Raw genomic sequence first — 23,434 nt, forward strand, 5'->3', positions numbered from 1 at the left:
GGGTCGCATGAGCTAGCGATGCGGTGGGCCGAGGCGCTCGATGGCGCGGTGGCCCCCACCCTCACGCGGACCCAGATCGAGGCCATGCTCGCCGGGCTCGGTGAGGCGCTCGAAGCGGTTGTGCTCGGCCTGGCCGATCTCAGCGTCGCTCGTGATGCCGCCTCGGTGCTGGTCGCGGCGAATTATCGGGACGCGGTGGCGGTCAGTCGTTCGGTGGTGGTGATCTGCCACGACCTGGTGGCCGACCTCTGCCCGACCAGGACCGAACCGAACTATGAGCGCATCCGCGACCGCGCGGTGGTCGCCGCCGCCGAATTCGCGGCCGGCTTCACCGCGGCGCTGCGGACGGCGGCGCTGGCCGAACAGGAAGCCACCCTGGTCGCGACGCTGGCGGCCGCGCAGGAGGCCGAGGCCAAGCGGCAGCTGTCGGAGGCCAGGTTCGCCGCCGTCTTCGCGGGCGCCTCGGTCGGCATCGGCACCATCGATGTGGCCGGGCGGGTGCTCGACTCGAACGTCGCGATGGCCGAAATGCTCGGTCTGCCAGTGGAACTCATGCCCGGCCGGTCGGTCGCCGAACTGCTCGGCCCGGCCAATATCGGGAATGCCTTCGCCGAGTTGCAGGGGTTGCTGAGCGGCGCGTCCGACCGCTTCCGGCTGGAGACCGATCACCTGCGCCCGGACGGCACCATCACCACCATCGACCTCTCGATGTCGGCCGTGCGCGACCGGGCCGGGCAGGTGCGGTTCCTGATCGGGGTGGCGGTCGACATCACCGAACGCAAGCAGCTGGCCGACCGGCTGTGGCACGACGCCAACCACGACAGCCTCACCGGCCTGCCCAACCGCACCCTGTTCTTCGACCGGCTGGCGAACGCCAGCCCCCCGATCGGCGTCTGTTACCTCGACCTCGACGGGTTCAAGGAGATCAACGATGTGTGGGGACACACGGTGGGGGACAAGGTACTTCGGGTCGTCGGGCAGCGACTACGCGCGGCCGTCGAGCCGGTCGACGGTCTGGTCGCGCGGCTCGGCGGCGACGAATTCATCGTGCTGATCGAAAAGTGTTCGGGTGCAGCGAAATTGACCGAGGTTTCCGGCTGGTTGTCGCAGGCGCTCATCGAACCGATGGAGGTGGAGGGTCACCTGGTGACCGTGGCCGCCAGCATCGGCACCGTCTTTCTCGACGATGTGCCCACTGCCCCGGATCAACTCATGCATGCGGCCGATACCGCCATGTACCGCAACAAGGCCGCGCAGGGCATGCGCGAGTCGCGGTTCCGGCAGCGGCAATCGTCACCGGGCGTTCAGCGCGCGGAGTAAATGGTCGGCCAGCCGGTCGGGGTAATCCGGCTCGGCTTCGGCGTGTCGGACGTTCAAGCGCCAAAACATCGGTCCGGCAATGAGATCCAGCGCCATCTCGATGTCGGTATCGGCGGGCAGCTCGCCGCGTTCGATGGCGCGCTGCAACAGCCGCAGGGCCAGTGCCCGCCGCGGTTGCCCGATGGTGGTCCGAACCGCCTGCGCCAGTACGGGATTGCGCCCTGCCTCGGCGGTGAGGTCGGGCAGGATCGCCGCCATTTCCGGGTGCGTGAGCCAGGTGTGCAGTACGTCCAACGCTGCCATGAGGTCGGTGCGCAGCGCTCCGGTGTCGGCGAATTCGGCCAGCTCGACGCTGAACTCGCCGAGCACCGCGACAACCATGTCCTGCTTGGACGGCCAGCGCCGGTAGAGAGCGCTCTTGCCGACGCCCGCGCGCTTGGCCACCGCCTCCATCGACAGCCTGGCGTAGCCGTTTGTGGCCAGCTCCGCCATCACTGCCGCGGTGACGGCGGCGGTGATCTGCGGTTGCAGGACGGCGGCACCGGTGGGGGCGCGTCGGGGTTTCTCGGACATGGCCGCAGTATACGGAATGGACGAGACGGTGCCGTCCCGACTATATTAGGACAGGACGGTACCGTATCGTCCAAATGAACGGGAGGGTCTCATGCCCCAATCGGCACTTACTCCGGCCGAGGTCGTCGCGGCGGCGTTGCGGCTGCTTCTGGCCAAGGACATGGTCGGGTTCGCGGGACTCTGGGCGGAACGGGGCAGCATCGAATTCCCGTTCGCACCGGCCGGGTACCCGACGGAGGTGACCGGGCGCGCGGCGATCGAGGACTACCTGCGCGACTATCCCGAGCAGCTCGATATTCGTGCGATCGATGCGCCGACCGTGCACGTGACCGGCGATCCCGAGATCGTGATCGTCGAGTTCGCGGCGGACGGAGTCGCCGTCCGAACCGGGCGGCCGTACCGCATGCGCTATATCGCGGTGATCACCGTGCGCGCGGGCGAGATCGTGCATTACCGCGACTACTGGAATCCACTCGCCGCCGCCGAAGCGCTCGGTGGCGCCGGTGAGCTCGCGTCGTTCGGCGCTACGGAGGGAAAGCTATGAGCGAGCCGACCATCCTGGTCACCGGTGGCACCGGGACCACCGGAAGCAGAGTCGCCGCGGGACTGGACGCGGAGCGAGCCGAGGTGCGGATCGCCAGTCGAAACCCGCTGGGTGATAAGCAGATTCGATTCGACTGGCACGATCCCGAGACGTATGGGCCCGCATTGGCCGGAGTGGAGGGCATCTACCTGGTCCCGCCGATCGGCGCGACCGATCCGGCGCTGATCGTGGAACCCTTTCTGGCCCAGGCGGTGCGGGCCGGGGTACGGCGAGTGGTGCTGCTCGGCTCGTCGGCGATTACCGACCGGACGCCGGGGCTCGGCAGGCTGTACGGCCTGGTGCGCGGCGCGGTGCCGGAATGGGCGGTGCTGCGGCCGTCGTGGTTCATGCAGAACTTCGTCGGTGGGCATCCGGTGGCGGCCGGCATTCGCGCAACGGGTGAGATCGTCACCGCGACCGGCGACGGCCGGGTGGCCTTCGTCGACGCGGCGGACATCGCCGCCGTGGCGGTGCGCGCGCTGCTGGATCCGTTGCCGCACAACACCGATCACGTGATCACCGGACCGGAGGCGTTGAATTACGCGCAGGCCGCCGCGATCATCGCCGAGGAGACCGGGCGGCTGGTGCGCCATGAGCCGGTCGGCGTCGCCGAATTCGCCGAGTTGGTCCGCGAATCCGGCGTGCCCGCCGACTACGCGGCATTCCTCGCCGGACTCGATGACGAGATCCGGCGTGGTGCCGAAGATCGTGTCACATCGGTGGTGCCGGACGTGACCGGCCGCGAGGCCGGATCGTTCCGGGCGTTCATCGCGCGCAACTGGACCGAGCTGGCGGCGGACACGGCCGCGGAAGTCGTTGTGCTGCCGGGCGGTTCAGTGTACTGATCGCGGGCCCTCGATCTCGGCCAGGCTCTTCGGCACGAAGAACGGTGGTGTGCTGCGACCGGAAATACGGTAGCGGCCCCAGAAGTCGAGGTCGCCGATGACGGCGGGCACTGTGCCGAAGGCCGTGGTGACCTGCGCGTCCGCCAGGTCACCGACGGCGGCGGCGAGTTCCGGATTCGGCCGAATTCGCCCGTACCAGCGGTAGATTCCGTCGAGACCCTGGAAGTGGCCGCGCAGGGTGAGCTCGACGGTGATGTCGGCACCGTCGATGGTGACGGTCGCCGGGCCCTGATAGTCGTAGTCGTCGGCGGGGTCCGCCATGATCGGTCCTATTGGTCGAAGGCGAGGTCGACGTGGTCGGTGAGCGGGACGGATTGGCAGGCGAGGGTGAGACCGACGGCGAGGTCGGCGTCCACCAGGGTGTCGTTGCGGAGCATTCGGACCTCGCCGGAACGGACGGTGCAGGCGCACGCACTGCACGCGCCTTCGCGACAGGAGTAGGGCGCGTCGTATCCGCTGGCGAGCAGGACGTCCAGGAGCGGGGTGTGGCGCGGCCAGGCCAGCTCCAGGCGGCGACCGTCGAGTTCCACCGTTGCGGTGGCCGGTGTTTCGGCATCGTCGCGGGTGATCACGATCTCCGCGAAGGGATCACCGGTCAGTGACTGGTAGATCTCGGTATGCACGTGCCGGTCGCTCATCCCCGCGGCGATCATCGCGGAACGCGCTGTATTCATGAATGCCGTTGGACCACAGAGGAAAGCGTCGAATCCGGTGTACGGCCAGAGGCGCTCGGTCAGCGCCTCGGCGGTGGGCAGGCCCATGGCCGAGGCCAGCCAGTGGTCGACGATGAGTCGATCCGGGTACTCGGCCATCATGTCCGCGAGCTCGGTGCCGAAGATGACCGAGGGCGCATCGCGATTGGCGTAGAAGAGGTAGATCGTGCCGGTGCCTGCGATCAAGGCGGACTTGATGATCGAGACGACCGGGGTGATACCGCTGCCCGCCGCGATCATCAGTAGGTCGGCGTCCAGCGACTTCGGTGTGAAGACGCCGGACGGGGACAGGGTGGTCACGCGCAGACCGGGAACGGCGTTGTCGCACAGCCAGTTCGACGCATAGCCGCCTTCGGTGCGTTTCACGGTGATGATCAGGTCGTCGTCGAGATGCGGTGAGCTGGACAGCGAATAGCAGCGGGCGACCGAGCCGGTCTGTTCGCTCGGGATGCGCAGGGTGAGGAATTGCCCTGGGCGATGGCGGAATCGTGGCGCCAGCAGGTCGGGCACCTCGAAGACCAGCGAGACGGCGTCGGCGGTCTCGCGGATCACCTCGACGATCTCCAGCTCGTGCACATGGGTATTCGCGGTCGCCGCCGGTAGCGGCGCGGCGGTATCCGGTTCGGCCATCGTCACGCCGTCCGCGACAGCTCGGCCACGATGTCGTCGGGCAGCGCCCTGGCCAGCCGCAGGATCCGGGTGCTGACCGCACCGCGCACCAACCCGACCTCGTAGCCGTAGCGCAGCAGCATTTCCCCGGCGAACTTGGCGTTGTCCCGGTAGTTCGGATTCAGCAGGGCGACGACCAACCCGTGCAGCGGGTGGATGCCGACCGCGCGATAGACCCGCGGCGTCACGATGGCGGGCTGAATCCCGAACACCAGCACCGAGAACACCAGCCGGTGGGCGGCATTGACCACCTTGCCGTGCTTGGCGATCTGGCGCACCAGTTCCTCGCGGGCATAGGTGATGTGGCGCGCCTCTTCGAGGACGTGAATCTTGTTGAGCTGGCACATATGTGGCTGAATGCGCGGATCGTCCATGTTCTCCCGCTGCAACCGGTCCAGCGTCTCCTCGACCAGCAGCAGCCCGCCCATGGTGGCCGGGCCCATCGGAACGAGGCCGATCAGCCGCACCGCCTTGAACAGCGCCTTGGGCACGAACGGCTGATAGGCGGGCAGGCCCGACTTGTTGATGAGCCTGCTGAACATCGTGGAATGTCTTGTCTCCTCGCCGACTTCGGCCAGCGCGTACCGGCTGTGGTCGTCACCCGGATCCCCGTGCTCGAGGAACTGGCGCAGCAGGAACGCGGACAGGCCGGACTCGACGATGATCCCGAAGCTCAGCGCGCTGACCGCCTCGTGCATGCCGAGGGTGCGGCGCTGCTCCTCGGTCAGCCTGTCCCACAGGTACGTTCCATACAGCGTCTGCCGATGATCGAGTATCCACTTCTTGTCCGGGTCGAGCGGGGCGTCCCAGTTGATGTCGACCTCGCCGTCGTAGGCGCGGTCGGCCGCCGAGCGCAGCAGGCGCTGGGCGGTCTTCTGTCGGTCACCGACGTTCTTGCCGCGGGTGGTCGACATGCCCGCGGTGCTGACCGCGTGCCGGCTGGGCGTGGTGTCGTGGGTGGTCATCGCTGTCTCCTCGAGGTGGAGCCGGGCCAGACGCGGCCGAGCCGGAGCATGGTGGTGGTCAGCGGGCCGCCGAACAGGCCGACCTGAACACCTTGGCGCACAAAGGATTCGGTGAAGGTGCGGGCCGAGTCGGCATAGTGCGGGCTGAGCAGGGCAGTGGGCAGTGCGTGCCTGGTGCGCACGCCCGCCGCGCGATAGGGGCGCGCCGCGATGAGTGCCGGATAGAGCACGCTGGTCGCCGCCGCTGCCCACAGCGCGGCCACCGCGTTGGAAATTGGTCCGTGCTCATCGATTTCGGCGATCAGCTCGTCTCGGGCATAGGCCAGGTTGTGTTGCGCCGCGACCTGATGGATCTTCATCAGCTGGCGCAGATGCGGCTGGATGTCGGGGTCGTCGGCGATGGTTGTGGCCACGTCGTACATGGCCTGCTGGAACAGCAACGTCACCGCCGAGGTCGCGGTGTTCTTCGGCGTCAACAGCACCAGCCGGGACACCACCTGGGCGAGTACGGGCCGTCGGTAGGGCGCCAGGCCGCTCTTGTGCACCATCCTGCTGAACATGGCCATGGTGCGGCTGTCGGCGTGGATGCCGGCGAGCGCCGCGCGGGTCTCGTCGTCGGCCGGGCCGCAGGCCTCGATGATCTCGCGGAACAGCAGCATGGACCGAGCGGCGTCGGCGTAGATGGCGAGCGTCAACAGGTTGGCGAGCTCGTATTTGGCGAGGGTGGCGCGCTGTTCGGTACCCATCCGGCGCCACAGCCAGGTGCCGTGAATGGTGCTGAGTTGGTCGGGCAGCCAGCGCTTTTCGGGATCGATCGGCGCCGACCAATCGATGTCGAGGTCGCCGTCGTAGGTCTCCGCCGCGGCATCGAGCAGGAGCCGCCTGGCGCTGAGCTTGCGATCGGTGACGGTGCGCCGACGGCGCACCGGAGTGCCCGAAGTGGTAGTGGGCGAATGGAATTCGATCGGCTCGGGGCTCGGCGTTCCCATCGTGCTCGGCTCTCCTCCGGTGCACGCGCGTGCGTCACCGGCCTCGACCCGCAACGGCGCACGATCGTGAAATGTGTACCCGGTACCGCTGGTACCGACACCCTTGAGTCTGGAACCACTGGTCGGTATTGTCAAGATTGTCTGAGACACGGATTTCCGCCGCTTCGAAAAGGTGCACGCCATGGCGCAACGCAGCGCAGCCGAACGCAGCCCGCACGACGGCGCCGACTACTACGGCGCGGGAACGCTGGTCGTCCGCGGCGTGGAAGTGCCAGTCCACCTGGAGATTCGGGGTTATCCCGAGCCCACCGACGGCGTCTATCGCTGGGTCGGCCGAGTCGACGCCAACGACGTCCTCACCGCGGTACTCGGCGACGAACAACGCACCGCCTGCGTGGTCCGCACCGGCGACGACGCCCGCCCCGCCGTGGTCGGCGACCGCGACCTGTGGAACCGCTACCGCATCATGGGCAAGAGCACCCCGCCGTATCCGTTGCGCTGAAATGCGCGCTGCTGTCGACACGCCCAGCGGAATTGTGCAATAGCGAAGGAACCGGTCGACACCCTGCGGCACGGGTTTTGGTTCTGTTAGAACCGAAACGGCTGAGACAGTGCGCCGGATAGGCGTCGTCTCGATCCGGAGTTGTCGTGCCGAGAGTGGTTGGTCAGATGAAGGTCTCGTCTATGTCGATGATCGGTGTCGTATTCCTCGGTGTGCTGTGCGGGGCGCCCGCGACGGCCGATACCGGGTCGGCGGGGATGTCGCCCGAAGTGTTCACTGTGACAACCACTGCCGACGGGGCGGCGGCGAATCCATTCGACGGTCAGTGCCGCACCGACTCCGGCGAGTGCACGCTGCGGGCCGCGGTACAGGCGGCGAATGTCCGGCCGGGCAGCACTATTCGGGTTCCGGAAGGACGATATGTGCTGACCATTCCGCCGAATTTCTGGAACACCAACGGCCCCTTGATCGATCCGGCCACCGGTGACCTCGATGTCAACGCCGACACGATCATCGAAGGTGCGGGACAGGATCGCACGATTCTCGATGCCGGACACCGGGACCGCGTCGTGCTGACCACCGCGCACGTCTCGATCTCCGGCCTGACCATCACCGGCGGTAATGCGACCGAGCACGAGATCCCGTTGTTCGAGACCGGTGGCGGCGGAATCGCGAACTCCGGCAAGCTGATTCTCGATCATGTGACGGTCACCGGGAACGCGGCCGACTACGGCGGCGGCATCTTCAACATCCCGGTCGCCGACATGAAGGCCACCGACAGCATCATCACCGCCAATGCGGCGGGCGAGGCCGGGGGCGTGCGCTGCGACAACACCTGCACCTTCACCCGCACCGAAATCACCGACAACCGTGTGGTGAACCCGCATGCCAAGTGGTACCGCTTCGGCGGATTCGCGGGCCGCGGTGGCGGACTCGACGTCCGCGGTGTCGGCGAGGTGGTGCTCATCGACACCCTCGTCATCGGCAACAGCGCCGATGACGGCGGTGGCGGCATCAACATCGCACCCGGGTACCTCGACACCTTGCCGTATCAGCTCACCGATGCCGTCAATCCCGGTATGGGCCACCTGATCCTGCGCGGTTCGACCATCGCGCAGAACACCGCGGGCCTCGGCGAGCAGAACTGCAAGAAGGTGTTTGCGATCATCCTCTCCACCGGCGCCAACCTCAGCAATGACCACTCCTGCGACCTCACCGCCGCGGGCGACGAGGTCCGTCCCGACGCGGGCGCACGCTGAAACCGCCACAACCAGAAGGAAATTCGCGATGGGTTCGTTCAATGTAGGCGACTGGATGACCGTCCTCGGCCAGGCCTTCGCCTGGGTGATGTCGATGCTCGTCTCCGGCGCCACCGCCGGATCGTCCTGATCAACTGGCCTGTCGTGTGGCGGGATAGGTTCGGAACCCGCGTACGAGATTTCCGGCGGCTCGGCTGCCGGCCTGAATCGACGCGTCCCGCAGCAGCAGCCCGGGATCATGGTCGAGCAGCCGCCGCTCCAGCTCGCGCAGGGCGGGCCCCGGTTCGACGCCGACCTCCTCGCGCAGCACCTGCCGGACCTTGCGCAGCTCCGCCAGCGCGTCCGCCTGCCGACCGCTGCGAAACAGGCCGACAGCCAATAGTTCCCACCGACGCTCACGGTACGGCGCCTGAATCACGGCCTCGCTCAACGCCGCAACGGCCTCGGCGGTATCCCCGCACGCCAACCGGGCGGCCTGCAGCTCCTCGATCGCCAACTCGCGCAGCTCCACCAATTTGGCCCGCGCGCCGAGCACCTCCGGCGAATCCCCGAGCTCGACCCACGGTTGCCCGCGCCACAGGGGCAGGCCCGCGCGCAGCATGGCCACCGCCTCGGCCGCCCGACCGTCGAGCGACGCCCGAATTCCCGCGCCGATCAGGTCGGCGAACTGCCCATGATCGGTGTGCTCGGGTGGCAGCACCAACCGATAGCCGCATCGGTCGAGCTCGAGAATCCGGTCGGCGTGCGGCCCGAGCGCTGCGCGCAATCGGTGCACGACGACCCGTACCTTGGCGCTCGGCTGATCGAGCGCCGAACGGCCCCAAAGGTATTCGGCAAGAGCCTCGTTCGAGACCGACGCGCCCGCCGCGAACGACAGCGCGGCGAGCAGCTGCCGTGGGCGCGCGCCACGCAGATCGATCGGCACGCTGTCGATCTCGACCTCGATCGGTCCGAGGACCCGGCACATGATCATTTCCATGATTCCTCCGCACAGCGTTTGTCCGGGGTAGCGGTCACCAGATTAGGAGCGACCACCTGCGGAAACATCGTCCTGAATGCCGATGTTTTTCGGCCCTGGGTCAGTTATATTCAGGATGGATAAAAGGGGACTTCGAATAACTCACCGGCCACTGCTGCGGGCGTTGGCATGTCCTCGATGTCGGACCGCAAGCGTGCTGCGGCCGCGGTGTACGACGCATCGGTGAGAATCGCCTCGAGCCCAGCCCGGACGGTGTCCGCCGTGGCTGCGTCCGGCGACACGATCTGAGCCGCCCCCACTGCCCGGCACGCCGCAGCCGTCGGAAACTGATCAGCGCCGCGCGGCAGCAGCAACAGTGGAAGTCCGTGGGACAGTGCGGCCAACGTGGTCCCCGCACCGCCGTGACAGACCACCGCAGCACACCGCGGCAGCACCGCCGCGAGCGGCAACCACTGTTCGAGATGGATGTTGTCGGGCAACGGACCGAACGCCTCGGGATCGTTCGTGCGGCCGACCGTGACGATCGCCTCGACCTCCAGCTCGGCCAACGCCCGCAGCACCGGCTCGAACATGCTGGGCTGATTGAAGATCGGCACCGTGCCGAGGGAGAAATAGACGACCGGCCGATCACCGAGCTTCTCCGCCCAGTCGGGCAGTGCTTCAGTCCGAGAACCTGGCAGATGCGGCCGAATCGATCGTGCGCACCCGGCTGCGGGCCCCCGATCCGGTTGCAGCGCTTCGGGAACCGGATCCAAGTAACCGCTCCGATACATCCCGGCGTGTGGATCGGGCTCGAGGCCAGCCGAATCCCACAGTGGGGCAACCCATTCCGCCATCGCCGCCATCAACTCCGACTCCAACAGCAACCCGGTGCCATAGGTAATCGACGGAATCCCCAATGTGGCGGCGACAATCGGCGCGGCGAGATCCACCGGCGGTTGCAGCATCAGATCCGGCCGGAACTCGGCCGCGATCCTCCTGAGCTCGGGCAGCTTCTCCGGCGCCATGATCCGCGCGAACATCACCGCGCCGATCCGCCACGGCTGCCCACCGCCCGCGAACACCGGATCGGCGAGCGCCTGCCCGGCCGCGACCGGCGCGGGCGGACCGGCGACCGCGGTCGGCAATCCGGTCGCCCGTACCCGATCGGCCAGATCGGGCGCGGTAACGACCAGCACCTCGTGACTGGCGCGCGCCAACTCGGTGAGCAGCGGCAGGGCGGGCGCGAACACGCCCTCCATCGGTGTCGTCGAACAGAGAACACGCACGGGAACCCCTTACCTATAGCTGACTATATAGTGAACTATAGATAAGATGGCGACCATGTCAAGACCGATCCAGCCGCGCGGTGGCCGTCGCCGGGCAACCCGACGCAAGGTGGCCGAGGCGGCCGCGACCCTGTTCGCCGAGCACGGCTACGCCGCGACCACGCTGCAGGCGATAGCCGACGCGGCCGGTGTGCACGTGCAGACGATCTACCAGGCGTTCGGCACCAAGGTCGCGGTGCTCGCCGAAGCGGCCGCGGTGCTCGTGGCCGGCCCGGACGAGGAGGCCGCCACCCCGCCGCCGGAGCGTGAATGGGTGCGCGAACTTTTCGCCGAACCCGATCCGGTGCGGCAACTAGCGCTGTACGCCAAGCACATGCGGCAGGTGTCCGAGCGTTACATGGGACTGCTCGACGTCATGCGGATGACCGCGTCGGCGGATCCCGATGTCGGCAACTTTCTCGCCGAGGCCGAACGCGGCCGCTACGACGGACCTCGGCACATCACCCCGGAACTGGCGGCCAAGCACGCGCTGCGCCCTGGCCTCACAGCCGAGCGTGCGGCCGACATCCTGTACGCGGTGACGACCTATGACGTGTACCGCTCGCTCATCGAGGACCGCGGCTGGTCCGGCGCGGACGCGGAGAACTGGATCGCCGAAAGCCTGGCCCAGCTCTTGCTCGCGCCAGAACTGTTGCCGCCGTTATGAGATGACGCCGCGCAGCTCGGCCGCGTAGCTGTCCGCGCGCCGCTGCTGTTGCGCGGCAGTCGATCCCAAGTGATGGATCTCGATGCTCAGCCGCCCGCCGTAGGTGCTGAGAATGCAGGTGCCGCCGCCCGGACCGGCCGTTTTCTCGATACCGCGCTCGGCCAGCAACGCTTCGATCGACACCGGATACGGCCGTTCAGGCGAACGTCCGGCAATGACATCGGTGTAGCACGACCACAACTCGGCCGGCACGGCCAACGAGTGGTTGGCGTCTGCTACGCAGTGATGCGTCAGCAGCGTGACGCTCGCGGTATCGCGACAGCGGCGCGTAAGCGGCTAAGCGGCGCCGACCTCGCGGACCGCATCCAGATGCGACGCCAGCAGACGCACCCGGCGCCGCTGCTGCGCGGTGGTCTCCACCGGATGATGGATCTCGATACTGAGCCGGTCGTCGAAGGTGCTGATGATGATGGTGCCGCTCGGCTGCTGCAGCCGATGCCCGGTCTTGTCCGGCTTCGCGATCATCACCGTGCGAAAGTCGTTGATGGACAGCCCTTCCGGCAGTCGCGGTCGATCGATCCGGCCCCAGTTGGTGGCAAGCACGATGCCGGGCGCCCGCGGCGGCGGACCGGACGCGATGTCGGGGATGTGTAGCGGCGTCTGCTGCACGACGCCGCTCGCCAGGCCGGTGCGCAGGGCGTCGCTGATGCCGCGGGCCAGGCCGATCAGCGTGTTGCCCGCGTCGCGGGTCGGCACGAAGTCGGCGAAGCCGAGGACATTCGTGCCCTCGGTGTGGCCGATCGCGGGGGAGACCCGGTTGCGCAGGTCGACCGAGTAGGTGTAACTCAGCTCGGTCAGCGGCAGCTCGCGCAGTTCGGCCTCGGTGAGCAGGATCGCGGCCGAGGCCAGCCCGTTGATCGTCGTGCCTTCACGGTGCGCGAGGTCGGCCAGCGCGGCGGTCTCCCGCTTGGTGAGACGGCAGCGTGCCGTCAGCGGTAGTAGGTACGATTCGTCGTCGGCGACAGGTGCGGCGATGCTCGGTGGTTCGGTGACCAGCAACGGCCGACTGGACACCGGTAGACCGGACATCTTCTCGACGCACCGCTCGAGCAGCAGGTCCTCGACCGCGTCCGGAAAGCGATGCGAGGTGAGCGTCGGCGCGCGGCCGCCGCTGATCTCGGTGTAGCAGGACCACAGCTCGGCGAGCACCGCGAGTGAGTGGCACGCGTCCGCGACGCTGTGGTGGGTCACCAGCGTCACCCCGGTGCTGTCGCCGTCGCGGACCACGCACAGCGCGGCGAGTGCCGCGCGCTGGTCCAACCGCGCGCCGCTCAGCAACTGTTCGGGATCGCCGTCGACGACGGTGATTTCCGGTGTGCTGCCCGGTGATTCGACGAGGATGTGGCCGCGCCCGTCGGGCTCGAGATGCGCGCCGAGCGCCGGATACGCGCGCACCACCGCGTCGAACGCAGCGGACAGCGCCGCCAGGTTCAACCGACCGGACAGTCGCATCGAGTAGCCGACGAGAACTTCACTACCGGCAAAGATTTCTTCGCTCGGTGCCAACGGCCGGATGACGGTAGCCGTGGTCATGTCGAAATACCCTCCACATGAGACTGCCCATCGAGGCTAGCTCGAATACCGGGCCCTGCACGGCCTTTCGGGATCATCGCCTCTGAGTGGTATATCGCGCATACCGAACGAGCTGTTTCCGGTCGTTGCCACAACGAGACCATGCTCGGCGATCAGCCACTGACCGCACACACAGCGCAGGTAGCGGACGGCGCCGTGCGCGGATACGACCGTCGGTGTCGGCCAGGAACAGGAGGGGCAGGTCAGGTCCATAGGCCCAGCCTGATGTAATGACCTAGTGCATTTCAACCCTTACGGTGGCGCGGCGGCCGAACTTGCCGCTCGGCTGGTGAACGCGGGCCAGGACGAGGATTTGCGGAAGTTGTTGGCCACAGCGGATTACAAACCGATCGGTATGTTCAATGCGGCGCAGGACACGGAGCTGCGTCGGTGGATCGATGAGCTCGGCGCGGTGTTCGACGACCCCACGGTGCAGCGGCTCAACGCGTTGCTCGCGAAAACAACCAGCCAGCCGTATATCTCGACCCACGACGACCGGATGCCGCACCTGCACTTCGCGCAGGAGACCGCGCCCGTCGACGAACGAGTCAAGGCCTACACCGCGGTCGGCCTGGCCACATTGTTCTGCGACGACCCGAACCGCATCGGCCGGTGCGCCCGCGACGGGTGCGACACCGTCTTCATCGACACCTCCCGCAACGGCAGGCGCCGGTTCTGCTCATCGCAGTGCTCGAACCGGGTGCATGTGGCCGAGCATCGGTCCCGGCGCGCGGGTTGAGGCTCAGTACGCCTTCTTCGCCGCCACGATTCGGCCGGATTCGATTGCGGCGAGCAGGGTTTGGTGATCGACGGTGGTCTGATCGGCATAGGCGACGGCGAAATCGATCATCGCGCGATCGAAGGCGTCACTCGACCCGAGATACGACGCGATAGCGACCCGGTCGCCGGAGCGCGCGTGCGCACGGGCCAGGGTGTGGCCGCACAGGGCCGCGTAGTCGCGCAGGTAGGACCGTGACATTTCCTCGATGTCCGGGGAACCCTTCATGTCGCGCAGCTGGCGCCAGTAGTAGTGCCGGTCGTCCGTGCCGGTCGCCCAGCCGAGGAAGATATCGCTCGCGGCCTGCGTGAGCCGCTGCCCGTGCACGACTCGATGTCCCTGATTGCGGAACTTGCTCGCCGCGGTGTGCGGGGCCAGCACCGACTGCTGGGCCTCTTTCACCTGCAGGAACAGCGGGCTGCCGTTCAGTCGCCCGGCCAGCAGCGCGATGAAACAGCGGGTGCCGACGCTGCCGACGCCGACCACCTTGACGGCCAGATCCAGCATCTCGTGCCGGTCGAGCAGCACCTGGCGTTCCTCGGCGAGGGTGCGGCGATAGTCGCTGAACACCTTTTGGATCGTCGCGGCGTCGATCTCGCCGATCGGGATGAGCAAGGGCGGGCGGTGCCGGATGCGCGGGACGCCGTCGGCATCCGGCTCGGTCAGCTTTTCCAGGGCCTGCAGGTTGGTGCTGGCCCGCGCCTCGGCGAGCGTTTGCTCGACGCCCTTGCGGCGCTTGGGTTTCTGGACCAGCGTCGCCAATTGGTCGGCGTCGACCTTCTCGTACCAGACGGCCAATTCACCGAGTCCGGACAGCCGGATCATCGCCTCCCGATAGGCCGACGCCGCGGCGCCGACCGCGGTTTCGGCATCGGTGTCGGCGAATCCGTTGCCGCGTGCGGCGACCGCGATGCTGGCCGCCAGGCGCTTGACGTCCCATTCGAACGGGCCGGGCAGGGTCTCGTCGAAATCGTTCAGGTCGAAGACGAGTGCGCGTTCCGGCGACGCGAAGAGGCCGAAGTTGGACAGGTGTGCGTCACCGCACAGCTGGACGGTCAGGCCCGTGTTGGGGGAGGCGGCCAGGTCGGCGGCCATGATCGCGGGCGCGCCGCGCAGGAACGGGAACTCGCCTGCGGCCATCCGGGCGTATCGGATCGGCACCAGCTCGGGTACCCGCGTCTTGGCCTGGCGTTCGAGCACGGCGATCGGGTCCGCGCGATCGGCGGGTGGTTCCCACACTCCCAGGGGCCGTCGACCGACCCGCTTGCGCGCCCGTCGGCCCTGCTCGGCCGCGCCTGGTTCCACAATCGCCAAGGTGTCCGCCATCGTGCCAGTGTGTCATCCGCTCGGCAACCGGTGAGCAAATTCGCTACGAGTGTCGGCCTCGTTCGCGCCACCAGGACAGGAAGACGATGCCGCCGACTATCAGCATCGCGAGGGTGATCGCGGCGCGCAGCGGGCCGATCGGAACCACCGTGACGTTCAGATCGTAAAGAATGTGCGCGGCGATGAACGGCCAGATCAGCTGGACGCGGAGGTATGCGTAGCGCAGTAAGGCGCACCAGACCAGGGCCATCAGTATCGCGGCTGGGCCGTAGTAGAGATGGAAAGGCAGTCGTAGCGTCATGAGCACCGCCAGCTGTGCGGGCCAGGACCAGCGCAGGCGGAGCATGATGGCCATCGGCAATGCCAGCAGCATGGTCTCCTCGACCAATCCGGCGCGCAGACTCCAGGTCACGCCGTCCCAAGCGGACATGGCGCCGATGGGATTGCCGTCTTCGCCGGTGACCCATTCGGGAAAGGTGCCGAGGCCGAGCAGGCCGAGCCACATGGTGAGGTAGCCCGCGCCCATCGCGCCGAGGAAGCCCGCGCGGGCCGGTCGGCCTGCGCGCAGGCCGAGTTCGGTGCCGGTCAGGCCCAGCCAGCGGCGGGCGACCCAGAGTGCCAGCGCGGCGAAGGGGAAGGCGGCCCAGCCCGCGATGCGGTAGGCGTTGGCGGGAAATCCGGTCCACTGTGGGTCGGTTCGGTTCACCAGCAAGACGACGGCTACCACGGTGGGTGCGCCGAAGGTAAGTACGAAGGCGATGACTTGCAGAATCCAGGCTTTGACCGCCCACGATTTGTCGGTGGTCGGAATGTCGACGGATTGGGAAGTCATCGCGCCTTTCTTGGCGATGGAGATGTATGGATAATCGGAAATTAGCATAGGAATTCTGCATCACTGTGCATGTTTCTCGAAAAACAGAATTCATGGAATTTCGCGTGACCAACACAATGGCTAGGCGCGGCACGAAGCGTCATATGCTGACCGTCGTAGCTGCACGGCGGTAATGGTCAACGGCCGCAGCAGGATCCGACGCGTTCGGCGCCTGCGCCATGGCTGAGCCGATGCGGTAATTCCTTCGCCGATTTCCGCCGGTGATGCGACCTCTCGGCCGAGGCGGTGTTCCGGCCGCTCCCACGCGAACCGGATCCGGCACCGCGACATCGGGTTCGGCAATCCGGGGCGAGCGGTTGCGCATCGGCGGACTGTGATCAACAGTGGGTGTTCAACGGTGTAGTGACGGGAGGCCGGCATGGACCACGCTGACGTGGTTGTCGTCGGTGCCGGATATGCGGGGCTGGCCGCGGCACGGGCGCTGCGCGCGGCCGGACGCGAGATCGCCGTGCTGGAGGCCGGTGGTCGCGTCGGCGGCCGGGCCCAGACCGACCGGATCGCGGACGATTGGGCCGTGGATCTCGGCGCCCAATGGATCTCCGGTGGCCACACCCGGTTCGCCGCGCTGGCGGAGGAGTACGGCGCCGAAACATACGCCGCACCGTCCGACGGCGCGAATCTGCTGGTAGAGGGCGCTGTTCGGCATCCGTTCGCCGGTGCCCGCCCGCCGCTGCCGCCGCTGGTGCTCGTCGTTCTCGGGCAGGCCATGTGGCGGATCGAACGGTTGGCCGCGCGCATCGACCTCGCGCGTCCGTGGACCACCCCGGGTGCCGACCGGCTCGACTCGATGACCGCGGCCACCTGGCTGCGCCGCAACCTGCCCGAGCGCCGGGCCAGGCACCTCGCCGAGGTGATGATCGGTGAGGAACTATGCGTCGACGTCGGCAGCGTCTCGATGCTGGCTCTGCTGACCACCATTCGTGCTGCGGGTGGTGTCGACAGCGGTGTGACGGCCGAGACGGTCACCCGGCTGTTCGTCGATGGTGCGGACGGGCCCGCCCGCTCGATCGCTGCCGAGTTGGGTGACGTGCTGCGACTGCACGCTCCGGTCACCGCGATTCAGCAAGCGGCGGAAGGTCTTTCGGTACGCGGCGAGTTCGGCGAGGTGCGTGCCGCGCAGGTGATCGTCGCGCTGCCGCCTGTACTGGCCGGACGGATCACCTACGACCCGCCACTGCCCGCCGCTCGCGATCACCTCACCCAGCGGATGCCGATGGGTTCGGTGCTGAAGGCGTTCGCCGGGTACGAGCGGCCCTTCTGGCGCGACGATCGACTCACCGGTCAGGCTTTGAATCTGCACGACCCGGTCCCGGTCACCTTCGACGCCACCCGCCCCGGCGGACCCGGCGTCCTCGGCGCACTCATCCCTGGTCGGGCGGCCCATCGCCTCGCCGCGCTGTCAGCCGACGAACGCCGGACCATGATCGTCGGCTCACTCGTGCGTGCCTTCGGTCACAAGGCGCGTGATCCGATCGCATGGCGGGAGAAGGTGTGGGCCGACGACCCGTATACCCGCGGCGGTTACGGTGCGTTCTTCCCACCCGGCGTGCTGACCAGTATCGGTTCGGCGTTGCGCCAGCCGATCGGCGCGATTCATTGGGCGGGCAGCGAAACCGCCACGGAATGGGCCGGTTATATCGAGGGGGCGGTCCGTTCCGGCGAGCGCGCGGCTGCCGAGGTGCTCTCGGCTTATCGTCGTGCCGCCGTGGGTTGACGCGCCGATTTCGGTGTCGGACTGTGGTTTCCGGACGTCGGATGATGTTGCCACCGCAATAGATGGTCACTCGTCCAGTTGAGATTTGAATCATAGGCTTGTTGAGAATGCCTGTACATATCTGTTAACGCTTTCCTGACGCGCTCCGCGATTTCCGGAGCAAAAAGGCGTGGTTGACCTGGGCGAATGACGGATAGTGATCTCCGTTATGTTGACTGAGATTCTGCGGTGCGCGAACCATGGACCGCATGGCACATTCAGCAAATGTTCAGCAAAGCCTGGTGTGGCCGAGCCGCACCTTCCCGGCCGCGCTGCTGGTGTTGTGCACAGTGCTGGTCGGCGGCTGGTTCGCCGAACCCGGCGCGGCCGCCGCGGACCCGGACGTGTCCGGTTGCACCACGGACTCGTCGGTGCCCAATGAACTGACGGTCACGTGTGCCCCCGGCGCCGGCGTCGGCGAGCACGCCTACATCCGCTGCCGCGATCTCCTCGGCATGCCGCACACCCATATCGGCGCAACCATCGGTACCGATGGCGGCTGGTCCAGGGCGAACTGCGCCCCGGCCGAAACCGGTCCGGTCTGACCCGGGCGGGGCTCTGACCCCGATATCGCCTTCCGCGCCGGCGCCCGCGAATTTCTCGACTACAGGGCCATGCGCGCATCCAACCGGCACGTCCTCGAGACGGGTTCACGGAGAGGCTCGAAATGCGTGTAGTCACCAAGGAACGTCAGCGAGAAACCAAAGCATCGGCAAAGCACCGCAAGAGCGTCGAGAAGTCCCGGCGCGGCATGTACGCCGCAGCCACTTTCGCCTCCATGGCGACGGCCATGATCGGTGCCGGTCACGCCTGCGCCGATATCGACCTTCCCGCACCCCCTGCCGATCTGAACGGCCTGCTGTCCGGTGCGGGTGACGTCGCGGGGCAGGTGCTCGATCCCGGCCAGCAAGGTGCGCTGGACGACGCACTCGGCGCCGCGAGCGCGGCAAGTGCGAACACGCCCTTCGGTGACCAGGTGAACTCGGCGATCGACAACTACCGCTCGGGCGGTGCGCAGCCACCCGGACCGGACTGGTTCGGCGGTGGCGGCGGTGCCCCGGGCGGTCAGAGTGCTCCCGCCGCGGTCGCCACCGAGGTGGCAGGCCGCGTCCCCGCGCCCGTCGCAGACCTGGCCGCAACCGTCGCGCAAATCGCCGGTTCGGGCATGCAGCTCGATCAGCTGGCGACCTGGGCAAACACGACGTTTCCTGACGGCCCGATGCGTGGCCCGGTGAACGACCTGCTGGCGTTCGTCGAGCAGGCCACCGAGTTGGCAGGCACGCGTCGTACCGGAACGACGCCGGCCATCGACGACCTGATCGACCAGGCCCGGACGCTCTTCGGCTTCCCCAAGGACGGACCCGATCCGGTCAAGGGCCTGCGTGACATGCTCACTCCCGCTGTGGGACAACAGGATCCCGTCGCGCAACAGCTACCGCCCGGACTGCTCGCGATCGCCGCGCCGGTGATCGGCCTGTTCGCGCCGCAACTGGCGGGCATGGCGCCGGTGCTCGCGTTCCTCGCACCGCTACTCGCCCTGGCGTCGAACCCGGCCGCCGCGATCGGCGCGGTGTTCACCGAGATCCGCGAGGCGGTGCGCGGGCTGGTGTCCGATGCCAGGCATCCCGCCGCGCTACCGCTGCTCGCTATTCCGGTGATCGCGGTACTCGCGATCGTGCCGCTGCTGTTCGCCGGCGGGATCGGGGTGGCAGCCGTACTCGCGCTCGGCGCGGTGGTGTTCGGTGCGATCCTGTTGGCGCCGTTGGTGATCGGTGCGCTGATCATCGGCGGGCTGATCCTCGCGGTGCTGGCCATCCCGGTGCTGATCGTGCTCGCGGTGATCGCGATTCCGGTGCTGCTCATCGCGATTCCGGTCGCCATCGTCGCGTTCTCGGTGCTGGCGCCGGTCATTCTGGTCGGTGGTATCGCCGCGATCGCGGTGGCTATCGTCGGCGGAATCGCCCTTGCCGTAGCGGCATTGGCGATCGGCCTCGCGCTGAGTGTCGTCGGTTTCGTCGTGCTCGCCGTGGCCGCGCTGCTGACCACTGTCTTCGTTCCGGTCCTCGGCTTGGTGCTCGCGCCGCTGTTGTTCGGCGGCGTGCTGGCCTTCCTGGTCGTCAGCCTCATCGCCACGGCCGTGGCCTTCTTCGGCGTGCTCGGTGTCGCCGGACTCGCCACCGCCGCACTGATTGTCGGCGTCGGCCTGCTGTCGCTGCTGACTCCGTTCGGGCTCATCGCCATTCCGATCCTGGTCGCGCTCGCGGTAGTCGCGCTGGTGGCGTTCGGTGCGGTCGGGCTCGCGGGCGGCGTGATTCTGGCTGTGGTGGCGCTCGCCGGGTTGCTGGTGCTCTCGGTAGTCGCCGGTGCCGCGGTGACGGTGTTGTTCGCGCTTGCCGTGGTGGCGACCGCGATTCAGCTCGTCGCGGCCGCGGTGTTCTGGGCCGGGCTGGCCGCAGCGGGCATCGTGTTCGCCGCGCTCGGTGCGGCGGGCGTCGCGCTCGCGGTGGTCGGCGGTCTGATCGCCACCATCGCACTGGTCTTCGCCGTTCCGGTGCTCGGGCCGCTGTTGGCGCCTCTGCTGTTCATCGGGCTCGTCGCGATTCCGGCGGCGCTGGGGCTCGCGGTGTTGTTCGGCGGGTTCGGCTTGATCGCGTTCTCGGTGTTCGCCTTGACCGGGACGGTGCTGTTGGCGATCGCGACACTGGCCGGCGCGGCGCTGCTGGCGACGCTGGCATTCATGGTCACCATGCCGTACGCGATTCCGCTGATTCTGGTTGCCGCACTGGCCTTCTCGATCATCGCCGGGGTCGGTATCGGCGCGGTCGCCGCGGCGTTCGTGGTGGCCACCTGGATCGGTGGTGGCGCCATCGTGCTCGGCCTGCTGGCGTTCGCACTTGCCGTTGTCGCAACGGTATTCGCGGGCGGGCTGGTGGTTTCGGTGCTGTCGTTCGTCATGTTGACCCTCGCGGCGTTCGCGGCGATCGTGATCAACCCGCCGCTCGCGCTGATCGCGATTCCGCTGCTGTTCGGCGCGGTGCTGCTCGGCACGCTGGCGACCATCGGCACGGTGGCCGTGGTCAGCACGCTGCTCGGCGGATTCGTCGCGGCGCTCGGGCTCGGCCTGGTGGCCGCCTGGGTGTTCTTCGGCGTGCTGGCGCTCGGTGTGTTCGTGGCCGCGTCCGCGCTGTTCCCGCCGCTGCTGCTGGTCACCATTCCGGTCGCGGCCGCGGCGTTCGCGGTCATGGCGGTGCTGGCCATCGCGGCACTCGCGGTCGGCGGCGTCGGCCTCGGCGCAATCCTGTTGGCGGGCTGGCTGATTGCGGCCGTGCTCGGGGTGGCGGCGGTGATCGCCACCGCTGCGGTCGCGGTGGTCGGGTTCGCGCTCGCCGCCGTGCTCACGGTGCCGTTCTTGATCTTCGGGCCGTTCGCGGTCGTGGTCTCGACGGCGCTGTCGCCGATCATTGCGCTCGCGCTGCTCGCGGTCTGGTCGCCGGTGCTGGTGGCCGGCCTGGTCGTCGCGGCACTCGGCATCGGCATCGGCCTGTTCGGGCTGGTCGGGCTGCCGGTGCTGGCGGCGATCATCGGCGTCTCGGTGGTGGCGGTGACGACCGCGCTCGCGGTCACGCTGTTCGTCGCCAGCCTGCTGCTCGACTTCGCCACGCTCGGCCTCGTCGCGGCGGTGCTCGTGCCGCTGATCGCGTTGGCCGGGCTCGGCGCGCTCGCGTTGCTCGCCCTTCCGGTGCTCGCGCTGCTCGCCGTGCCGGTGCTCGGCTTGGCCGCGCTCGGTGCGTTGGCCTTGGTCGCGCTGCCGGTGCTCGGGCTGGCCGCGCTCGGTGCGCTTGCCGTAGTGGCCATTCCGGTGCTGGCGGTCCTCGCTCTGCCGGTCCTCGCACTGCTCGCCCTGGTGGCAGTGCCGCTGCTCGCGCTGGCGGGCCTGGCCGCGCTGGCGGTGACCCTGGTGGCCGGCGCCGTCGCCGGGGCAACGGCAGTGGCGGTAGCGGTGCTGGGCGTTCTCGCGATCGGCGCTCCGCTGGCGCTGCTGGCGATCGTGCCGCTGTTGGCCCTGGCCGCAGTCGGTGCGCTCGCGGTCCTCGCGCTGCCGGTGCTGCTGATCGGCGGGGCCTTGGCCGCGGTGGTCGGGGTGCCGCTCGCCGCGCTCGGCGCGCTGGCGCTGCTGGCGCTGCCGGTCGTGCTGATCGGTGGTGCGCTCGTTGGACTGGCCGCACTGATCGGCGTGCCGCTGGCCGCGGTGGGTGCGGTTGCGCTGCTGGCGATTCCGGTGTTGTTGGCGGCCGGTGCGTTGGCCGCGGTGGTCGGTGTCGCGCTCGCCGCGGTTGCCGTCCCGGTCCTGCTGGTCGGTGCGGCGCTCGCCGCGATTGTCGGCATACCGGTGCTGCTGGTCGGCGGTGCACTCGCTGCCCTGGCGGCCGCGTTCGTCGCGGTGAAGCTGCTGATCTGCCTGCCACTGGCCCTCGGCGCGCTGGCGCTGCTCGCGCTGCCGGTGCTCCTGGTCGGCGGTGTGTTGGCCGGACTGGTCGCGCTTGTCGGCGTGCCGCTCGCAGTGGTCGGAGCGCTTGCGCTGCTTGCCCTTCCGGTGTTGCTCGCCGGTGGCGCGTTGGCCGGGCTTGCCGCTCTGATCGGTGTCCCGCTGGCTGCGGTGGGTGCGCTGGCCGTGCTCGCGCTGCCGGTGCTGCTGATCGGTGGCGGGCTGGCCGCGATCATCGGTATTCCGCTGGCCGCGGTCGGAGCGCTTGCGCTGCTTGCCCTTCCGGTGTTGCTCGCCGGTGGCGCGCTCGCCGGACTGGCCGCGCTGGTCGGCGTTCCGTTGGCGGCACTCGGTGCGCTTGCGGTACTGGCTCTTCCGGTGCTCTTGGCCGGTGGCGCGTTGGCCGGATTGGCCGCTCTGATCGGTGTGCCGCTTGCTGCGGTGGGTGCGCTTGCGCTGCTTGCACTCCCTGTCTTGCTGGCCGGTGGTGCGCTCGTTGCTCTGATCGGTGTGCCGCTTGCTGTGGTGGGTGCGCTTGCGCTGCTTGCGCTTCCGGTGTTACTGGTCGGCGGTGCGTTCGCGGCGCTGGTCGGTCTGCCGCTGGCGGGGCTCGGGCTGTTCGCGCTGATCGAGATCCCGAAGTTGCTGATCGGTGGTGCGTTGGCGGCTGCTGCGGCGGCGGTGCTGGCGCCGCTTGCCGCGGTGGGTGCGGCGGCGCTGATTGCCGCGCCGCTGGTCGGGCTCGCCGCGTTGATCGGTGCGCCGCTGGCTGCACTGGGGGCCGCCGCTGCGGTGGCGCTCGCTCTCGCGATCGCCGTGCTGCTCACCCCGGGTGCGCGGGTCGGCATCATCTCCGGCATTCGGGCGGCGCTGGATCGCAATGGGCCGCTCGGTGCTTCGGGTGGCGGGGCGGCCGCGACCGGCACGCAGTTCCTCGACGACATTCCCGACGACCCGAGCCTGGAGCAGCTGGCGGCCTCGCTGCAGCAGCTGCTTGCCCCGCTGCCGAGCAAGCCTGCGGCCGCACCGGTCGCGTTCGCCGAGCTGCCCTACACCGGAAAGGGGGCCGCCGAAGCGGTGGCGCACGATCGCGCCTCGCGCCTTGTCAGCGTTTCGATGTGACGAATCCTGCTCTG

At 68.3% G+C, this 23,434-nt stretch carries 21 protein-coding genes; 10 read left to right on the forward strand and 11 right to left on the reverse strand.

Annotated elements, in window-relative coordinates; genetic code table 11:
* Positions 1-18: 18 nt before the first annotated feature.
* Entirely contained in the window at positions 19-1,320 is a 1,302-nt protein-coding gene (locus ABZ942_RS37625; protein WP_357390759.1) for a diguanylate cyclase, read from the forward strand.
* Here the strand turns inward: ABZ942_RS37625 and ABZ942_RS37630 are convergent.
* A complete protein-coding gene (locus ABZ942_RS37630) occupies positions 1,294-1,893 on the reverse strand; it encodes a TetR/AcrR family transcriptional regulator (RefSeq protein WP_357390761.1) in 600 nt (199 codons plus the stop codon). The genes ABZ942_RS37625 and ABZ942_RS37630 overlap by 27 nt on opposite strands.
* A 91-nt stretch (positions 1,894-1,984) precedes the next feature.
* Between ABZ942_RS37630 and ABZ942_RS37635 the strand changes: the two genes are divergently transcribed.
* Complete coding sequence (locus tag ABZ942_RS37635) at positions 1,985-2,437, forward strand: nuclear transport factor 2 family protein (RefSeq protein ID WP_357390763.1); 453 nt, start codon at positions 1,985-1,987, stop codon at positions 2,435-2,437.
* A complete protein-coding gene (locus ABZ942_RS37640) occupies positions 2,434-3,321 on the forward strand; it encodes an ergot alkaloid biosynthesis protein (protein ID WP_357390765.1) in 888 nt (295 codons plus the stop codon). Before ABZ942_RS37635 ends, ABZ942_RS37640 begins: the two co-directional genes overlap by 4 nt.
* On the opposite strand, the gene ABZ942_RS37645 is transcribed toward ABZ942_RS37640, so the two are convergent.
* From ABZ942_RS37645 to ABZ942_RS37660, 4 genes are read right to left on the reverse strand one after another with little or no spacing between them, the layout of a single operon-like run.
* A complete protein-coding gene (locus tag ABZ942_RS37645) occupies positions 3,310-3,642 on the reverse strand; it encodes a DUF4873 domain-containing protein (protein ID WP_357390767.1) in 333 nt (110 codons plus the stop codon). The two genes, ABZ942_RS37640 and ABZ942_RS37645, sit on opposite strands and share 12 nt — an antisense overlap.
* A gap of 8 nt (positions 3,643-3,650) precedes the next feature.
* Positions 3,651-4,724, reverse strand: coding sequence for a ferredoxin--NADP reductase (locus tag ABZ942_RS37650; RefSeq protein WP_357390769.1), 1,074 nt, complete (start codon positions 4,722-4,724; stop codon positions 3,651-3,653).
* Between the two features lie 2 nt (positions 4,725-4,726).
* On the reverse strand, positions 4,727-5,728 hold the full coding sequence (locus ABZ942_RS37655) for a diiron oxygenase (protein ID WP_357390771.1): 1,002 nt from the start codon (positions 5,726-5,728) through the stop codon (positions 4,727-4,729).
* Entirely contained in the window at positions 5,725-6,717 is a 993-nt protein-coding gene (locus tag ABZ942_RS37660; protein ID WP_357390773.1) for a diiron oxygenase, read from the reverse strand. The genes ABZ942_RS37655 and ABZ942_RS37660 overlap by 4 nt, the downstream gene beginning before the upstream one ends.
* Positions 6,718-6,898: 181 nt before the next feature.
* On the opposite strand from ABZ942_RS37660, the gene ABZ942_RS37665 reads away from it, so the two are divergent.
* Both ABZ942_RS37665 and ABZ942_RS37670 read left to right on the forward strand, forming a co-directional pair.
* Positions 6,899-7,219 carry a DUF4873 domain-containing protein gene (locus tag ABZ942_RS37665; RefSeq protein WP_357390775.1) on the forward strand — a complete coding sequence of 107 codons (321 nt, stop codon included), beginning with the start codon at positions 6,899-6,901 and terminating at the stop codon, positions 7,217-7,219.
* Between the two features lie 167 nt (positions 7,220-7,386).
* Positions 7,387-8,478, forward strand: a complete 1,092-nt coding sequence (locus ABZ942_RS37670) for a CSLREA domain-containing protein (protein ID WP_357390777.1) — start codon at positions 7,387-7,389, stop codon at positions 8,476-8,478.
* Positions 8,479-8,608: 130 nt separating this feature from the next.
* Here the strand turns inward: ABZ942_RS37670 and ABZ942_RS37675 are convergent, their stop codons facing one another.
* Complete coding sequence (locus tag ABZ942_RS37675) at positions 8,609-9,457, reverse strand: AfsR/SARP family transcriptional regulator (protein WP_357390779.1); 849 nt, start codon at positions 9,455-9,457, stop codon at positions 8,609-8,611.
* A 110-nt stretch (positions 9,458-9,567) separates the two neighbouring features.
* Positions 9,568-10,725 (reverse strand): nucleotide disphospho-sugar-binding domain-containing protein, encoded by a 1,158-nt coding sequence (locus ABZ942_RS37680; protein ID WP_357390781.1) that lies wholly within the window; start codon positions 10,723-10,725, stop codon positions 9,568-9,570.
* Positions 10,726-10,780: 55 nt separating this feature from the next.
* Here ABZ942_RS37680 and ABZ942_RS37685 point away from each other — a divergent pair, with 55 nt between their 5' ends.
* On the forward strand, positions 10,781-11,431 hold the full coding sequence (locus tag ABZ942_RS37685) for a helix-turn-helix domain-containing protein (RefSeq protein ID WP_357390783.1): 651 nt from the start codon (positions 10,781-10,783) through the stop codon (positions 11,429-11,431).
* Here ABZ942_RS37685 and ABZ942_RS37690 read toward each other — a convergent pair.
* The gene (locus ABZ942_RS37690) at positions 11,426-11,689 is read right to left on the reverse strand and encodes a hypothetical protein (protein WP_357390785.1); all 264 of its coding nucleotides are present in this window, start codon (positions 11,687-11,689) and stop codon (positions 11,426-11,428) included. The genes ABZ942_RS37685 and ABZ942_RS37690 overlap by 6 nt on opposite strands.
* 78 nt (positions 11,690-11,767) lie before the next feature.
* On the reverse strand, positions 11,768-13,024 hold the full coding sequence (locus ABZ942_RS37695) for a hypothetical protein (RefSeq protein WP_357390787.1): 1,257 nt from the start codon (positions 13,022-13,024) through the stop codon (positions 11,768-11,770).
* 277 nt (positions 13,025-13,301) lie between these two features.
* Between ABZ942_RS37695 and ABZ942_RS37700 the strand changes: the two genes are divergently transcribed.
* Positions 13,302-13,802 (forward strand): CGNR zinc finger domain-containing protein, encoded by a 501-nt coding sequence (locus tag ABZ942_RS37700; RefSeq protein WP_357390789.1) that lies wholly within the window; start codon positions 13,302-13,304, stop codon positions 13,800-13,802.
* Between the two features lie 3 nt (positions 13,803-13,805).
* Here ABZ942_RS37700 and ABZ942_RS37705 read toward each other — a convergent pair whose 3' ends face one another.
* Positions 13,806-15,167, reverse strand: a complete 1,362-nt coding sequence (locus ABZ942_RS37705; protein WP_357390790.1) for a DUF2252 domain-containing protein — start codon at positions 15,165-15,167, stop codon at positions 13,806-13,808.
* A 43-nt stretch (positions 15,168-15,210) separates the two neighbouring features.
* Positions 15,211-15,999 (reverse strand): CPBP family intramembrane glutamic endopeptidase, encoded by a 789-nt coding sequence (locus tag ABZ942_RS37710; RefSeq protein ID WP_357390792.1) that lies wholly within the window; start codon positions 15,997-15,999, stop codon positions 15,211-15,213.
* Between the two features lie 418 nt (positions 16,000-16,417).
* On the opposite strand from ABZ942_RS37710, the gene ABZ942_RS37715 reads away from it, so the two are divergent.
* The 3 genes from ABZ942_RS37715 (at position 16,418) to ABZ942_RS37725 (ending at position 23,420) form a co-directional block, all read left to right on the forward strand.
* Positions 16,418-17,773, forward strand: coding sequence for an FAD-dependent oxidoreductase (locus ABZ942_RS37715; RefSeq protein WP_357390794.1), 1,356 nt, complete (start codon positions 16,418-16,420; stop codon positions 17,771-17,773).
* A 248-nt stretch (positions 17,774-18,021) separates the two neighbouring features.
* Complete coding sequence (locus tag ABZ942_RS37720) at positions 18,022-18,357, forward strand: hypothetical protein (RefSeq protein WP_357390796.1); 336 nt, start codon at positions 18,022-18,024, stop codon at positions 18,355-18,357.
* Between the two features lie 122 nt (positions 18,358-18,479).
* Complete coding sequence (locus ABZ942_RS37725) at positions 18,480-23,420, forward strand: hypothetical protein (RefSeq protein WP_357390797.1); 4,941 nt, start codon at positions 18,480-18,482, stop codon at positions 23,418-23,420.
* Positions 23,421-23,434: the final 14 nt, after the last annotated feature.

This window comes from Nocardia sp. NPDC046473 (assembly GCF_040645995.1).
Taxonomy (GTDB): Bacteria; Actinomycetota; Actinomycetes; order Mycobacteriales; family Mycobacteriaceae; genus Nocardia.